Below are 15,292 nucleotides of genomic sequence, written 5' to 3'. Positions count from 1 at the left end.
CCGACAGCCGATGACCGACAGCCCGATCGCTGCGACGCCGTACGAAGTGCTCGGGGTTCCGCCGACCGCAGATATCACCGAGCTGCGCCGTTCCTACCGGCGGATGCTGCGCGAGACGCATCCGGACACCGGTGGCGTCGCAGTGCATTTTCACGCGGTGCAGGCCGCCTGGGACGTGATCGGAACCGTCGAGGGGCGTGCCGCTTATGACCGGGGGATGTCGGCGCCGCAGCGTTCGGCACGTCCGGGTGCCGCTGCCCCGACGTTCGCCCCGTCCGCCGCCGAGAACCGCCGCGGCACACGGCCGGCTCCGCGGGAGTTCGGACTGGCCGGGCTGTGGCAGCGCGAGCGCTACCTCGAGATGTTCGCTGAGTGGGCGCCGGCGGCGGCTGCAGACCCGTACAGCGCGGCTGTAGTGAGGTCCGCGCCCGCGCCACTTCGCCGGGTGCTGGCGAAAGCGATGGCTGAGGAGACCAGCGGTGCCGCTCTCTCCAGCCTTGGCATCGGGTACACGATCTGGCATGGCGTCGCCACCGGTACCGGCGCGCCCGGTGAGCCTGACGAACAGCTCGATCATGTCGTGTTGGGCGCGAGCGGGCTTTTTGCGATGTCATCGTGCGACTGGGGAGCCCCGGTGCGCACCCGCAAGGGCGAGCTCATCGGAGCGGGACTGGCGGCAGACGAGTTTCCGGTGAACGCGCTGACCATTCGCGCGCGCTGGTTTGGCCGTCGGTGCCGGGTTCCGGTCACCGCAGCGCTGATTGTTGTGCCCGATGGTTCGAGTGACGACTCGGTCATGACGTTGGGCGTCAGCCGCGGCATGCCGGTTCTGCTGGTGCAGCTGTCCAGGCTGCCCGATGTGCTGCGCGTCGGGTTCGGCGCCCCACCCTTCCGCGGTGGCGCGGAGGTCTTCGAGCTGCGCACCAGGATCATGGCCGGGGTGCGCTTTCTCTAGCGGCGGATCTGATCGGCGCCCGGCCTACTGCGTGAGCCCTCTGTGAACGATCATGAGAAGTGAATGATCATGAGAAGTGAACGATCATGAGGAGTACTCTGATCTCAATCGCCAGTCTGAGACTGCTCAGGCGGCGCTGCACGCATCAGAGGAGAACGCAATGGGGGACGACATTGCGGGGCAGGCCAAGGCAGGCCCCACGTCAGCAGGAACCACCGACGAGCGCGACTGGGCGCGCAAAAAGATCCAGCGCCGACGCGAGTTAGCCACCCACGCGACGGCCTACGTTGTTGTGAACCTGTTTCTGGTGCTGACGTGGTGGTTTTCCGGGGGTGGCTACTTCTGGCCGGGCTGGGTGATCGCCGGGTGGGGAGTCGGTCTGGTTCTTGATGCGGCGTCCGTGCTAATCCCCAAAGAGATCACCGAGGACCAGATCGATCGCGAGCTGAAGAACAGGAAGCGCTGAGTCAGCTGGCCCTGAGTCAGCTGACCCAGAGCCTATTGGGTGCATTCCGGCTGGCCCTCGGCTACGACCGCAATGCGAGGGTGAAGGGCAGCACCGCGGGTGCTCCGGCCTGCAGGAGCTGTCGGCCTGCGACGGTGAGTGTCCACCGGCTGTCAGCCAAATCGTCGACCAGCAATACGGGTCCGCTCGCCGAGGCGAGCGCTTCGGCAAGCTCTACGCCCACGGAAAAGCCGTTCCACACGTTGGCCAAGCGATACGCACTGTTGCCACCGGGCTCGCCCGTCGGACCGGCTCCCGCAAGGTCGAGTGCACCGAGGTAGGGAAGCCTGCCAATCTGGGCAAGACCGGCCGCAACGGAGTTCACCAGTTCGGGATGGTGGCGCGAAGGCATGGCGACCACTCCCGCGGGGCGCTGCTGCCATCCCCACTCGGCGAGCACCCGCACACACGCGGCGAGCATCGCTGGCGTGACGGGAGCGTCCATTGCGGACGGAGCGAAGATGCCGCGCAAAGTATTGCCCCAGCCCAGGTCGGTCAGTCTCGCGAGAGCCCGACCTTCGAGCACGCGCTCGGACGGCGCGATCTTGCCCTTCGCGGGAACGCCCAAGCGGTCTGCGCCGGTCGGCCACTGGGCCCGCGGATCGAGCGCGACGCCCACTCGGTCTAGCGACGCCGTTGCCGTCGCCGTGGCGTCGTCACGCACTTCGTCGGGGTACCAGATTCCGGCACAATTGTCGCAGCGGCCGCAGGGGGAGGCGGTGTCATCGTCGAGCGAGCGTTGCAAGTATTCCATCCGACATTCGGTGGTGCGCTCGTACTCGAGCATGTGTTGTTGCTCGGCCACCCGCTCGGCGGCGATGCGCTCGTACCGCTGCCGGTCGTACGACCACGCGGCTCCCGTCGCAACCCATCCGCCGGTGACCCGGCGCACAACACCATCGACGTCGAGGACCTTGAGCAGCAACTCGAGAGGGGTGCGCCGGATGTCGACCCGGGCTTCCAACGCGGGCGTCGACAACGGGCCGTCGTTCGCGGAGAGCGCGTCGAGCACCGCAGTGGCGCGCAGCTCACTGGGCATCGACGCGGTAGCAAAGTACTGCCAGATTGCTTCGTCTTCGCTGCCGGGGAGGAGCAGCACGTCTGCGTTCTCGGTGGCGCGGCCCGCGCGGCCCACCTGCTGATAGTAGGCAACGGGCGAGGACGGAGCTCCGAGGTGCAGCACAAAGCCGAGGTCGGGTTTGTCGAACCCCATGCCAAGCGCGCTGGTAGCGACCAGCGCTTTGACTTCGTTGTTTTTCAGCATTTCTTCCGACTTTTCGCGTTCACCCGTGTCGGTCTGCCCGGTGTATGCGCGCACGTTGTGGCCCGCGTCGCGCAACAACCGAGCCGTGTCCTCCGCGGCGGACACCGTGAGCGCGTAGATGATGCCGCTGCCCGGGAGTTCATCTATGTGGCTCAGCAACCAGCCGAGGCGGCTGCGGGCATCGGGCAACCGCAAGACTCCGAGTCGCAGGGAGGCGCGGGCGAGGGGGCCGCGAATGGTGACGACCCCAATGTCGGTGCCGCCGGTGCCGCCGGAGCCTGCGGTCGTCGCGGGAGCGTCGTTACTAGCAAAATGCGCGGTGTCGAGTTGCTCCGCGACGTCGTTCACCACACGGCTGTTCGCCGTCGCTGTTGTTGCCAGAACCGGCACGCCCAGCGGCATCTGCGCGATCAGGTCGCGCAGTCTCCGGTAGTCCGGACGGAAGTCGTGACCCCAGTCGGAGATGCAGTGCGCCTCATCGACGACCAGCATGCCCACTCGTCTGATGAGATCCGGCAGCTGGTTCTCGCGGAACGCCGGATTATTCAACCGCTCGGGAGAGACGAGCAACACGTCAACCTCGTCGTTCGCCAGCTGGCGCTGCACATCGCTCCACTCGTGCGCATTGGTCGAGTTGATCGCGACGGCCCGCACCCCGGCACGGGCTGCCGCGGCAATCTGGTCGCGCATGAGAGCAAGAAGCGGCGATACGAGAATCGTGGGGCCGGCACCCTGCCGACGAAGGAGCAGGGTCGACACAAAGTACACCGCCGATTTGCCCCATCCCGTGCGCTGAACGACCAGTGCCCTTCGGCGCAGGTCGACGAGGGTTTCGATTGCCTCGAACTGACCCTCGTGGAAGTCAGCGTCATCGCGACCCACAAGGGTTCGCAGGATCTCGAGGGCGGCGATGCGGGTTTCTGTCAGGGGAGGGTTGAACACGAGACAAGCTTGTCAGGTGCCCCCGACGACACACTGGACGACGGCTACTTGTGCGCACCATTTGCGCGTGCGGCGCCTGTGCAGGAGTGGGTCGGAGTGGGTCACGGTCGCGGTTGGGTCGCGGACGCGGGTGTACCGAGTGTCGTCCACAGCGAGAACGCCACGCGAGTTGCTCACAGAATCCGGCATGACCGCCGCCTCACCGGTCCCTTCGTTCAGAGTCAGCAGCATGCAAACCATAGTGAAAGCGGCGAACGACGCAGGTCTACTCGCACTGATGCCCCACCTCCTCGGCATGCATCCGCACAACAGTGTTGTGCTGTTGGCATTCCGCGGCAACCGAACGCACGGCGCGCTGCGCTTTGATTTGCCGAAACCGACGGGCGCTCGGCCCGGGCTCGTGTACAAGCGGGTGTCGCGGGCGCTCGTGGGCTTCCTGGGCAAGTTACCCGGGGCCGACGGGGTTGTTGTGGCAGTCGTGACCGATGAGGCCTTCGGGCAATCGCCCATTCCGCCCCATGCAGAATTCGTCGGTGAGCTCACTCGAACCGTCGAACACTCCCGATTTGCGCTGAAGGCGGTGCTGTGTCGCGCGAGCGACGGCTGGGCGCCGTACTTTGACCTGGATGTTCCGACCGGAGGCTACTCGCTCGCCGATCTCGTTGATCCCGGTATTGCTGCTCAGTTGCCCGGTAATCTGCCTCCCGTCCTTGACGTCAGCGCGGTGCCCGAGAGGGTCCCCGACGCGTGCGACAACGTGAAGCTCCGGGTGATGTCTCATTTTCACCGGATCCGAAAACTGGCGGACGAAGTATCCGATGGCGGAGCCGCGACCGCGCCTGGCGCCCTCGACGAGGATCTCGTCAGCCTTACCGAAAGCGCGCTCCACCTGTCCGAGGACGAGTTTCCGGAGGCCGCTGGGCTGGTGCTGGCTCTGGCACAACTGCCCCGTGTCGCCGAGTGGATGGTGGCGCAGTGGGCAAGTGACGAGGTGACTGGGTATCGTCTCGCGCGGCAATCGCTCCACCCCGTCGCGGGCCGGACTTCTGCCGAAATAGAGTTTGTGGACATACTGCTGGGTCGAAGCCGTCGCCCGGACCCCGCGCGGGTCGACCGTGCCATCCAGTTGATGTTGAACGTCGTGGCATGCGCAGACGACGCGGTGCGGCCCACACCGTTGTGCATGCTGGGCTGGCTGCACTGGGCGTTGGGAGCCGGGTCGCTCGCCGGAGTTTACGTTGACGAGGCAGCGAGCATAGCCCCTGACCACCCGTGGGTGAAGAACCTTAAGGCGACGCTCAACCACGGTCTGTTGCCCGAGTGGGCGTTTTTCGACGGGCACGACGACGACGGCGACGATGACGATGATAACGACGACGACCACTATTACGACGACAGCTACCACTGCGACGACGATGGCGATGACGACGACTACGGCGACGACGACGACTACGGCGACGATGACCAGGGTTACCAGGACTCGCGCTCCGGGCAGTACTAGTGCGTCTGCTTCTTCTCTACGGTCTTCCGCCATACCTTCGTGATGACCACGGGGATGAGAACTAGAGAGCGCAGGTCGAAGAGCGCGTGGATGACAATCACCAACAGGATGGAGCCGCTGAGGATGTAGATAACGGTGAAGACGAGTCCGAGGATGGTCGAGGAAATGACGCCAGCAGGCCCCTGATAGAGGTGAAGCATGCCGAACAGCAACGCGGAGGCGAAAAAGGCGACAGCACCGTTGCCCACGAGCGCGAAGATGAGAGCCGGAATCGAGAATCGAAACAGTAGTTCTTCCACCAAGCCCGCGTTGATGGCCAAGGCCGCCCCATACGGCAATTCGCTGCGGGTTCGGGGGATGAGTGCCGCGACATCACCCACGGTGGGAATTGCATCCTGGTGATTGCGCAGCAGAAGAATCGGCGCTACCAGCGCGAGCACGACAACGACCGCAACGGCGGTTGTGATCGCGGTGCCCACCGGGTTGGTGACAACCTCCAGCGCCCAGGCCATCGGCGCCCAGGCGCGGGCGTCCTGCAGGGCGGGGGAGACGTACTGGCTGGAGGCGAGGAGGATCACCGCCGACAGGCCACCGAAAACAAAGAAGGACTCCCGCAGCCAGCGCGCGTACACCCGGTTGCGGGCCTTAGAGGAACGCAGCCGTTTGAAACGACCATATTCGCGGCGTTCACGTGAGATCGCGCGCGCAACGAGCACGGCGACGACGAGGATCAGGAGGGAGAGCAGCGCAAGGAGCACGTAGCCATTGTGCCGGTGTTCAGGCGGAGGCACGCCAGACGACAGGGGAGTCGAGGATGATGCCGGCGAGATTGGGTTCTTCGCCGCGCAATTGGCTCAGCACCGACCGGGCCGCCGCCTCACCGAGTTCTGTGGCGGGCTGGTGCACTGTCGACAGCGGCGGCTGGGTTCGGAGCGCCCAGGAGCTGTCGTCGAAGCCGACGATCCCGACGTCTTCCGGAATTCGCCGCCCGGCCTCCCTCAGCGCCTCCACCGCGCCTGCGGCCACGGAATCCGCTGCGGCGAACACACCATCGATCAGTGGATCGCGCTGCAGAAGCTCGCGCATACCTGCCAGCCCCGAGGAAAAGGAGTAAAACGGCACTGACGCGACCAGTGCCGGGTCGAACCGATCGCCCAGAGCGTCGCGGAATCCGGCCATACGATCAGAACCGGAGTCGCGGTCCATCGCGGGCGCGACCATCCCAATGCGCTTGCGCCCGGTGGCTACGAGCTGGTTCGTAATGGCTCGGGCTGAGCCGCGGTTGTTGATGCCCACGAACGGCAACTGGCGAAGATCAGGGGGGTGGCCGACAAAGGTTGCGGGGAGTCCCAGTCGTTCGATGAGTCGCGTAAGCGGGTCGTTCTCGCGTGCGGACACCACGATGACGCCGTCCACAAAGCCTCCGCTGAGGTACCGCGCTACCCGCTCGGTGTCCCGCTCGGTATCGATGATCAACGACACCATCTGGTAGTCGGCCAGCGACAGCGTCTGGTTGGCTCCCAGGAGAATGTTCCCAATGTTCGGATCCTCCACGAACAACGAGTGGGGCTCGTGCACCAGGAATCCGATCGCGAGCGACCGTTGCAGGACCAGGCTTCGCGCCGCGCTGTTCGGCACGTAGCCGACCTTGATGATCGCCGCTTCGATGGCGATGCGCGCCTCCGCGGACACGTATTTCTCGCCGTTCACCACCCGGCTGACCGTGCCCCGGGACACCCCCGATTCCACAGCCACGTCGTGAATGGTGGCGCGCTTGCGCCGGGGCAGGTCGGTGGGCATGGCACCACTGTATCGTCGCAGCGAGTTGACAAGACGAAGATGGCCGACCTAGTCTGTGTACGTTCACAGAGACTCGACGGTGAGAACGTACTCCCGAATCTGTGCACGTTCACAGAGCTTCGGGAGAATGTATGTCAACGCAGACATTGACGGCGGGTGTCACCGCGGCGGAGGAGACCACCCCGTTCGCACATCCCGGCCTCGCCTACGGGTGTGACTACAACCCCGAGCAGTGGGACAAGGTTGTCTGGGAGCAGGACGTCGAGCTCATGCGCGAGGCAGGGGTCGACCTTGTCGCGATCAACATCTTCGGCTGGTCGCAGCTGGAACCCTCCGCCGGACACTACGAATTCAGTGACCTCGACACCATTATCGAGATGCTGCACGCCGCCGGCATTCGAATCAATCTCGGCACCGGTACTTCTTCGCCGCCTCCGTGGCTGACCACCCTGCACCCTGAAATCCTGCCGGAGGCCGAGGACGGAACCACAAGGTTTCCGGGAGGTCGTCAAGCGTGGTGCCCCAGTTCTCCGGTGTTTCGCGCAGCGGCCCTCGCCCTGGTCGAGGCGGTCGCAGAGCGATACGGCCGCCACCCCGCCGTCGCCCTCTGGCACGTCTCCAATGAGCTCGGCTGTCACAACGCGCTCTGCTACGACGCCGACACGGACGCCGCTTTCCGGCGCTGGCTGGAGAACAAGTACGCCACCATCGCAGCACTGAACGCCGCATGGGGCACCTCGTTCTGGAGCCAGCGGTACAGCGCCTGGAACGAGATCAGCACGCCCAAGTTGACGCTCTCGAGCCGCAACCCCGGCCAGATGCTCGACTTTCATCGCTTCAGTTCCGACGAACTGCTCGACTACTACCGGGCAGAGGTTGCGGTGCTTCGGCGTCATAGCACCGCGCCCGTCACGACCAACTTCATGGTGACCGCTCACATCCGCAACCTGGACTACTGGAGCTGGGCACCGGAGGTCGACATCGTCGCGAACGATCACTACCTCGATCACCGCCTGGGCGACCCCACCACCGAGCTGGCCTTTGCCGCAGACCTCACCCGCGGGCTCGCGGGCGGAGGGCGCTGGCTGCTTATGGAGCAGTCGACCAGCGCGGTGAACTGGCAGCCACTGAACCTCGCGAAAGCGCCGGGCCAGATGACACGCAATTCGTTGACCCACGTGGCCAGGGGAGCCGAGGCGATCTGCTTCTTCCAGTGGCGCGCCTCCCCGCAGGGGTCGGAGAAGTTCCATTCCGCGCTCCTTCCCCACGCGGGCACCGACACCGTGCTGTGGCGCGAAGTGGTGGAGCTCGGACGAACGCTCGACCGGCTCGACGAGATTGTCGGCACCACCGTCGTGGCAGACACGGCAATCGTGTTCAGCTGGGAGGCGTGGTGGGCTGGCGACGGCGAATCGCGCCCGTCCCACTCGGTGACCTACTTGGAGCAGGTTCACGCGCTGTATGCCGCCCTGCACGAGTTGGGGGTGACGGTCGACATCGTGGCGCCCGACGCCGACCTCACCGGATATCAGCTGGTTGTTGTGCCCGCCCTGTACTTGGTCACGGACGCCGACGCCCGCAACATCACCGATTACGTCGAGCATGGTGGAAACCTGCTGGTCACCTTCTTCAGCGGCATCGTCGACGAAGACGACCGGGTCCGCCTCGGCGGCTACCCGGGTGCCTTCCGCGAGGCGCTGGGAATCGTCGTCGAGGAGTTCGCACCGCTCCGCGACGGTCAGATCGTGCGTCTCGACAACGGAGCGTCCGGCACGCTGTGGAGCGAGCGCCTGCGGACCACCGGTGCGGAAACTCTGGCCAGTTACCTCGACGGACCGCTGCCAGGGGTTCCCGCGCTGACCAAGAACCGGCACGGCGCAGGCACCGCGTGGTATGCCGCGACCGCGCTTGCTCCGGACTCCCTGCGTAACCTGCTGCGCGACGTCAGCGGTGATAGCGGCGTCACTGCACTCGGTCCGGAAAGCGATGGCAGCGTTGAAGTCATTCGTCGCGCCGCGCCGGACCGGAGCTACCTGTTTGTCATCAACCACGGAGCGGTCGACGTCGAGCTCGCCGCCCGTGGGCACGAGCTGGTGACGGACACCCGCGTCGACCAGATCATCCGTGTACCGGCGGGAGCCGTGCGCGTTCTTCGAGAGGATACCGACCAGTGACGACAACTGCCGTCTCGGGCCCCACCGAGACATCCCCGGTGCCCCGACGCACACGGCGCCCGATCGCGCACAAGAAGGCCATCGCCATCTTCGTGTTGCCGTTTGGCGTGCTCTTCGCCCTCTTCTACCTGATCCCCATCGGCTACGCGGTGTACCAGTCCCTGCTGGTCGTCGAACGCGAAGGCACGTTCGGGCAGGCCACCGAGGTGTTTGGTGGACTCACCCAATACATCCTGGTCTTCCAGAACGGCCCGTTCTGGCAGTCCGTGGGCCGCGTGCTGATGTTCGGCGTCGTGCAGGTTCCGGTGATGTTGGGGCTCGCGCTCCTCTTCGCGCTGCTTCTCGACTCGCCCCTGCTGAAGGGGAAGCGGTTCTTCCGCCTCGCCTTCTTTGTGCCGTACGCGGTACCCGGGGTCATCGCGGCGATTATGTGGGGATTCCTGTACTCGCCGAACCTGTCGCCGTTCAGCCTGGTGACGGAGAACATCGACTTCCTGTCGGCCGAGCTCGTGCTCTGGGCCATCGCGAACGTGGTGACCTGGGTCTACGTCGGCTACAACATGCTCATCATCTACTCGGCGCTGCTGGCAATCCCGACCGAGATCTACGAGGCGGCACGGCTCGACGGCGCGGGGCAGCTGCGCATCGCCTGGTCGGTGAAGATCCCGTTGATCATCCCGGCGATTGTGCTGACCGGCATCTTCTCGATCATCGGCACCCTGCAGTTGCTGGCCGAGCCGCAGGTGTTCCGCAGCTTCAGCTCCGCAGTGACCAGCACCTTCACGCCCAACCTGATGGTCTACTCGACCTCGGCCATCCCCAACATCAACCTCGCGGCGGCATTCTCCGTGGTGCTCGCGCTGGCCACATTTGTGCTGTCCTTCACATTCCTGAAATTCACCCAGCGGAAGGACGCAAAATGAGCGCCCCAACCCCAGCCCCCACCCCGGTCGCGACGCGCCGGTCTGCGCTGCGTTCCTCCGCGCCGAAGGGCGACTTCGCGCCCAAGGAGAGCCCCCTCTCCAAAGCCGGTGCGATGATCGTGATGCTGATCTTCACGCTTTACTTCCTGATTCCGATCTGGTGGCTGTTCATCGCCGGCACCAAGAGCAGTGACCAGTTCACGAGCACCAACCCCCTCTGGTTCGCCGACTTCAACCTCTTCGAGAACATCGGGGCACTTGTCGCCTACCGCGACGGCGTTTTCCTGCGCTGGATGCTCAACAGCCTCGCCTACGCCGGCGGGGGAGCGCTGCTCGCGACCCTGATCGCCGCAATGTGCGGGTACGCGCTCGCCAAGTACCGGTTCCCCGGACGCGAAGTGATCTTCAACGTTGTGCTCGGCGGCGTACTCGTTCCCGCCACCGCGCTCGCTCTGCCTCTGTTCCTGATTTTCAGCCAGGTCAGCCTGACCAACACGTTCTGGGCGGTTTTCCTGCCGAGCCTGGTCAGCCCATTCGGGGTCTACCTCACCCGCATCTTCGCCGCGGCGAGCGTGCCAGACGAGCTCATCGAAGCGGCGCGGCTGGATGGCGCAGGCGAGATCCGCAGCTTCTTCACCGTCGCGGTGAAGCTGATGTTCCCGTCCCTGGTCACGGTCTTCCTGTTCCAGTTCGTCGCCATCTGGAACAACTTCTTCCTGCCGCTGGTGATGCTGCGCGACGAGGTGCTGTTTCCGGTCACCCTCGGCCTGTACGGCTGGAACTCCCAGGTGAACCAGATTCCCGAGCTGCGCGGCTATGTGCTGATCGGTGCTCTGCTGTCCATCATCCCCCTCATCATCATCTTCCTGCTGCTGCAGCGCTTCTGGCGCAACGGCCTCGGAGCCGGGTCTGTGAAGTAGACCGGCTGTCCCCCCCCCTAAACCCACCACCCCACCAAGCAGTTCCTCCCAATGAAGCAAAGGAATCTCATGCACACACCCAAACGGCTGGGCGCCATCGCTCTGCTCGCAACCACAGCAATTGTTCTCAGCGGATGCTCGTCCGCCGGTGATTCCGAAGACTCCGGCTCCGCGGCCGCGAGTTGTGAGCCCGCCACCGAAGCCGTCGAGCTGACGTTCACGTCCTGGATCCCGGGCATCGAAGAAGTTGTCGACGTCTGGAACGCGGAAAACCCCGACATTCAGGTCACGGTTCAGACCGGCCCGAACGGCAACAGCGGCACCTACCAGAACTTCTTCACCCAGCTCGAGGCGGGTAACGCTCCCGACCTCGGCCAGATCGAGTACGACGCGCTGCCTAACTTCCGCGTGCAGGACGGCCTTGTCAACATCGCCGACTGTGCCGGTGTGGCGGACGCTCAGGAAGACTTCGTCGACTGGACCTGGAGCCAGGTCTCCTTCGGCGAAGAGGATTCGGTCTACGCGATCCCGCAGGACTCCGGCCCGATGGCGCTGTTCTACCGCTCCGACCTGTTCGAAGCGAACAACATTGCCGTGCCCACCACCTGGGAAGAGTTCGCCACGGCGGCCGAGCAGGTGCGCGCGGCCGGTGGCTACATCACCAACTTCTCGCAGAACGACGTGAACCAGTTCGCCGGTCTCGTCTGGCAGGCCGAGGGCAGCTGGTTCGAGAACGACGGAACCAACTGGACCGTCGACCTGACCGGCGATGAGTCGACGACGGTCGCCGACTACTGGCAGGACCTGATCGACCGCGACCTCGTCTCGACCTACCCGGGTTGGACCACCGAGTGGGACAACGCCTACAACACCGGCGAGGTCTGGAGCTGGAACTCCGCAGCGTGGGGCGCCAACTCAATCATCAGCGGTGCGCCCAGCACTGCAGGTAACTGGTCCGTCGCGGCATCCCCGCAGTGGGAAGCCGGCGGCGAGTCGAGCGGAAACTGGGGAGGCTCCTCCACCGCAGTCTTCACCGGTTCGGAGCACCCGTACGAGGCCGCACAGTTCGCAATGTGGCTGAACACCTCCGACGAGTCCCTGACGATGCTCAACGAGTCCGCCCAGATCTACCCGGCGGCCGTGGCAGGTCTCGAACTGCCCTCGCTCGCCGCGGGTGTCGACTTCTACGGCGGCCAGGCCATCTATGACGTCTTCTCGGAGGCGTCCGGCCAGGTCTCCAGCGACTTTGTCTGGGGTCCGACAATGACCCAGACGTACAACGACGTTTCGGATGGGTTCAAGGCCGCCGTCAGCGGCACCGGAACGCTCTCCGAAGCGCTGGAGTCGGCACAGACCTCGACCATCGATGCGCTGAAGGCACAGTCGATTCCCGTCGCGGAGTAACGTTTCACGATGATCATTCACCTTCGTGCCGCGGGCGTCAGCCTCGTAATTGATGCCCGCGGCACGCGGGTGCCCGTCCTTGTTCACTGGGGCGCAGATCTCGGCGAATTGTCAGAGATCAGCCTCGCATCGGTCGCCGACGCCACCGTGCCCGCGATCGGCCCCAGCTCGCTCGATGTGCCGCTGCGCCTCAGCCTGCTCCCGACCCTCCGCGAGGGCTGGAGCGGTCGACCAGCCATCAGCGGCCACCGCGCGGGGTCGCCCACCATAGAGTTTGATCTCAGCCTCGATCGGGTGACCGGCAGCGGCCTCTGCCGCGAATTTGTGCTGGTGGATGCCGCGGCCGCGGTCACCGTCACCGTCGAGCTTGAGCTGACACCCCACGGGGTGCTGCGGCTGAGGCATACCCTCACCAACCGGGGCGCCACCGCGTTCGAACTTGGTTCGCTCGACGTCGTACTGCCGGTGCCCGATCGCGCGCGCGAAATTCTCGACTTCACCGGGCTGTGGACTCACGAGAGGCGTCCGCAGCGCACCGCCCTCGCCCACGGCACCTGGAGCCGCGAGTCCCGGCACGGCCGCCCCGGCCACGACGATGCGTTCCTCACGGTCATTGGCGCCGCGGGATACGGATTCCGCGCGGGCGAGGTGTGGGCGACGCACCTGGCCTGGAGCGGCGACAAACGCACCTGGGCGGAAAGCAGCCCGCTCGGCCGGGTTGTGCTCGGCCTCGGCGAACTGCTCGCGCCCGGCGAGGTCAGCGTCGTTCCGGGTGGCAGCTATTCGACGCCCTGGAGCATTGCCGTCCACTCCGTCGACGGTCTTGACGGCCTTTCCGCGCGACTGCACCCGTGGATTCGGTCCTGGTCGACCATCACCTCGCCGCGACCCGTCGTGCTCAACTCCTGGGAGGCGGTCTACTTCGACCAGGGTATGGAGCAGATCGCGCCCTTGGTGGATGCCGCGGCGCACGTGGGTGTGGAACGGTTCGTCCTCGACGACGGCTGGTTCACCGGCCGCAGCGATGACCGCCGCGCGCTCGGCGACTGGTTCGTCGATGCGGTGACCTGGCCGGAAGGGCTGCATCCGCTCATCGACCGCGTGCACGCAGCCGGGATGGACTTCGGGTTGTGGGTTGAGCCGGAGATGGTGAACCCCGACTCTGACCTCGCCCGGCGGCATCCCGAATGGATCCTCGGCGGCCCGTCCGCACACACCTGGCGCAACCAGCAGGCGCTCGACCTCGGCAACCCGGAGGTGTTCGACTACCTCCTCGGCCGCCTGAACGCGCTGTTGGAGGAGTACCCGGTGGCCTACCTCAAGTGGGATCACAACCGCGATCTCCTCTCCGGTTCGGCGCACCGGCAGACCACCGCGCTCTACCGCCTGATCGACGCGGTGCGGACGGCGCATCCGACACTGGAAATCGAGTCGTGCGCCTCCGGTGGAGCGCGCATCGACCTGGGAATTCTGGAGCGGGTCGACCGTGTCTGGACGAGCGACACCAACGACCCCCTCGAACGCCAGGAAATCCAGCGCTACACCGGACTTCTTATCCCACCGGAGTACCTCGGCAGCCATCTCGGCGCCGCCCGTTCGCACACGACGATGCGCAGCTCGGACCTCGCCTTCCGTTTCGCGACGGCGCTGTTCGGCAACGCTGGGATCGAGTGGGACCTGACCGTCGCGAGCGGCGCGGAACATGCGCAGATCGCGGAGTGGATCGGGCTGTACAAGCAGCTGCGCGAGCTTCTGCACGGCGGCACCGTGGTGCGTGCCGACAGCTCCGACCCGGCCGTGCAGCTGCACGGGGTGGTGTCTGCCGACCAGCAGCGCGCCGTGTTCGCGCAGGTGTCGATGGCGGCACCGGGCTCCGCGATCCCGCCCGCCCTGCGCTTTGTCGGACTCGCCCCCGACACCGTTTACCGGGTTACCGCGGTGACCGCCGGTGCCAACGCGCAGCTCATCCAGACCCGGCCCCCCGCCTGGCTGGAGTCAGGCGGAGTGAGCCTGCCGGGAAGGGTGCTGGAGACGGTGGGGTTGGCTCGGCCGATGCTCGCCCCGGAGCAGGCCGCGCTGTACTCCGTCATCGCCGAATAGTCGCAGCCGCGCGCCGGCGGTCTGGCCGCGCGCCGGGTCCGGCCGAGGGCTCGCTGCGCGGCCGTAGGCTGGCCGTATGACGCACACGCCCCACCCCAAACTCGACGAGTTGATCGCGGTACTCGCACGGCTGCGCGCCCCGGGCGGCTGCGCCTGGGATCGGGAGCAGACCCACGAATCGCTCGTGCAGTACCTGATCGAAGAGAGCCACGAGCTGGTCGAGGCGATCGAATCGGGCAGCCGTGAGGATCTCATCGAAGAGCTCGGTGACGTGCTCTACCAGGTGTTATTTCACTCCGACCTGGCCGAACACACCCCGGGCGAGGAATTCACTATCGAGGATGTGGCCGCGGCCATGACGGCCAAGATGGTGGGGCGGCATCCGCACGTCTTTGGGGACGCCACCGCGGAAACCGCTGAGGACGTCATCGCGGTCTGGGACGACCTGAAGAAGGTCGAGAAGCCGGGGCGCACGAGCGTGCTGGACGGGATCCCGCAGGGGATGCCGTCCCTGGCCCTCGCCTCGAAGGTGCTCGGCCGCGCCGAAAAGCTCGGGCTGATCGAGACCGACGCGCCCCCGGCCATCGCCGTCGAGGACGAGGAGGAGCTCGGCTCGCTGCTGCTGGCGATCGTTTCCTCCGCTCGCGCGGGAGGCCTCGACGCCGAACGCGCGCTGCGCTCGACCCTGCGGGACCTGCAGGAGGAGATGCGCGAGATGGAGCACGAGCTCCGCGCCGCCACCGTGGGCGATTCCGCCGATGCCGGCATCATCGGGCTGCCCGCCGCCGACTGATCCGCCCGGAC

12 protein-coding genes are annotated in these 15,292 nt (G+C 65.8%); 9 read left to right on the top strand and 3 right to left on the bottom strand.

What is annotated here, in order from left to right; genetic code table 11:
* Nucleotides 1–10: 10 nt before the first annotated feature.
* Both B0I08_RS16570 and B0I08_RS16565 read left to right on the top strand, forming a co-directional pair.
* A complete protein-coding gene (locus tag B0I08_RS16570) occupies nucleotides 11–955 on the top strand; it encodes a J domain-containing protein (RefSeq protein WP_106214884.1) in 945 nt (314 codons plus the stop codon).
* Nucleotides 956–1,115: 160 nt separating this feature from the next.
* The gene (locus B0I08_RS16565; protein WP_146134459.1) at nucleotides 1,116–1,421 is read left to right on the top strand and encodes a 2TM domain-containing protein; all 306 of its coding nucleotides are present in this window, start codon (nucleotides 1,116–1,118) and stop codon (nucleotides 1,419–1,421) included.
* 61 nt (nucleotides 1,422–1,482) lie between these two features.
* Here B0I08_RS16565 and B0I08_RS16560 read toward each other — a convergent pair whose 3' ends face one another.
* Nucleotides 1,483–3,666 (bottom strand): RecQ family ATP-dependent DNA helicase, encoded by a 2,184-nt coding sequence (locus B0I08_RS16560; protein ID WP_245884865.1) that lies wholly within the window; start codon nucleotides 3,664–3,666, stop codon nucleotides 1,483–1,485.
* 229 nt (nucleotides 3,667–3,895) lie between these two features.
* On the opposite strand from B0I08_RS16560, the gene B0I08_RS16555 reads away from it, so the two are divergent.
* Nucleotides 3,896–5,167, top strand: coding sequence for a DUF4192 family protein (locus B0I08_RS16555; protein ID WP_181243459.1), 1,272 nt, complete (start codon nucleotides 3,896–3,898; stop codon nucleotides 5,165–5,167).
* On the opposite strand, the gene B0I08_RS16550 is transcribed toward B0I08_RS16555, so the two are convergent.
* Nucleotides 5,164–5,925 carry a CPBP family intramembrane glutamic endopeptidase gene (locus B0I08_RS16550; protein ID WP_106214878.1) on the bottom strand — a complete coding sequence of 254 codons (762 nt, stop codon included), beginning with the start codon at nucleotides 5,923–5,925 and terminating at the stop codon, nucleotides 5,164–5,166. The two genes, B0I08_RS16555 and B0I08_RS16550, sit on opposite strands and share 4 nt — an antisense overlap.
* Before the next feature lie 19 nt (nucleotides 5,926–5,944).
* Nucleotides 5,945–6,967 carry a LacI family DNA-binding transcriptional regulator gene (locus B0I08_RS16545; RefSeq protein WP_106214876.1) on the bottom strand — a complete coding sequence of 341 codons (1,023 nt, stop codon included), beginning with the start codon at nucleotides 6,965–6,967 and terminating at the stop codon, nucleotides 5,945–5,947.
* A gap of 131 nt (nucleotides 6,968–7,098) precedes the next feature.
* Here B0I08_RS16545 and B0I08_RS16540 point away from each other — a divergent pair, with 131 nt between their 5' ends.
* The 6 genes from B0I08_RS16540 to B0I08_RS16515 all read left to right on the top strand — a co-directional run bounded on the left by B0I08_RS16540 (nucleotide 7,099) and on the right by B0I08_RS16515 (nucleotide 15,281).
* Nucleotides 7,099–9,141, top strand: a complete 2,043-nt coding sequence (locus B0I08_RS16540) for a beta-galactosidase (RefSeq protein WP_106214874.1) — start codon at nucleotides 7,099–7,101, stop codon at nucleotides 9,139–9,141.
* The gene (locus B0I08_RS16535) at nucleotides 9,138–10,064 is read left to right on the top strand and encodes a carbohydrate ABC transporter permease (RefSeq protein ID WP_106214872.1); all 927 of its coding nucleotides are present in this window, start codon (nucleotides 9,138–9,140) and stop codon (nucleotides 10,062–10,064) included. Before B0I08_RS16540 ends, B0I08_RS16535 begins: the two co-directional genes overlap by 4 nt.
* Nucleotides 10,061–10,984, top strand: a complete 924-nt coding sequence (locus B0I08_RS16530) for a carbohydrate ABC transporter permease (RefSeq protein WP_106214870.1) — start codon at nucleotides 10,061–10,063, stop codon at nucleotides 10,982–10,984. Before B0I08_RS16535 ends, B0I08_RS16530 begins: the two co-directional genes overlap by 4 nt.
* Nucleotides 10,985–11,053: 69 nt before the next feature.
* Nucleotides 11,054–12,388: an ABC transporter substrate-binding protein gene (locus tag B0I08_RS16525; RefSeq protein ID WP_106214868.1), complete on the top strand. Its 1,335-nt coding sequence runs from the start codon at nucleotides 11,054–11,056 to the stop codon at nucleotides 12,386–12,388.
* A 9-nt stretch (nucleotides 12,389–12,397) separates the two neighbouring features.
* A complete protein-coding gene (locus B0I08_RS16520) occupies nucleotides 12,398–14,488 on the top strand; it encodes an alpha-galactosidase (RefSeq protein ID WP_106214866.1) in 2,091 nt (696 codons plus the stop codon).
* 76 nt (nucleotides 14,489–14,564) lie between these two features.
* Nucleotides 14,565–15,281 carry a nucleoside triphosphate pyrophosphohydrolase gene (locus B0I08_RS16515; RefSeq protein ID WP_106214864.1) on the top strand — a complete coding sequence of 239 codons (717 nt, stop codon included), beginning with the start codon at nucleotides 14,565–14,567 and terminating at the stop codon, nucleotides 15,279–15,281.
* The last annotated feature ends 11 nt before the right edge of the window (nucleotides 15,282–15,292 follow it).

Source organism: Glaciihabitans tibetensis (assembly GCF_003003265.1).
Lineage (GTDB): Bacteria > Actinomycetota > Actinomycetes > Actinomycetales > Microbacteriaceae > Glaciihabitans > Glaciihabitans tibetensis.
Note: the sequence above shows the minus strand (reverse complement) of the source record. Positions and strands in the feature narration are given on the sequence as shown.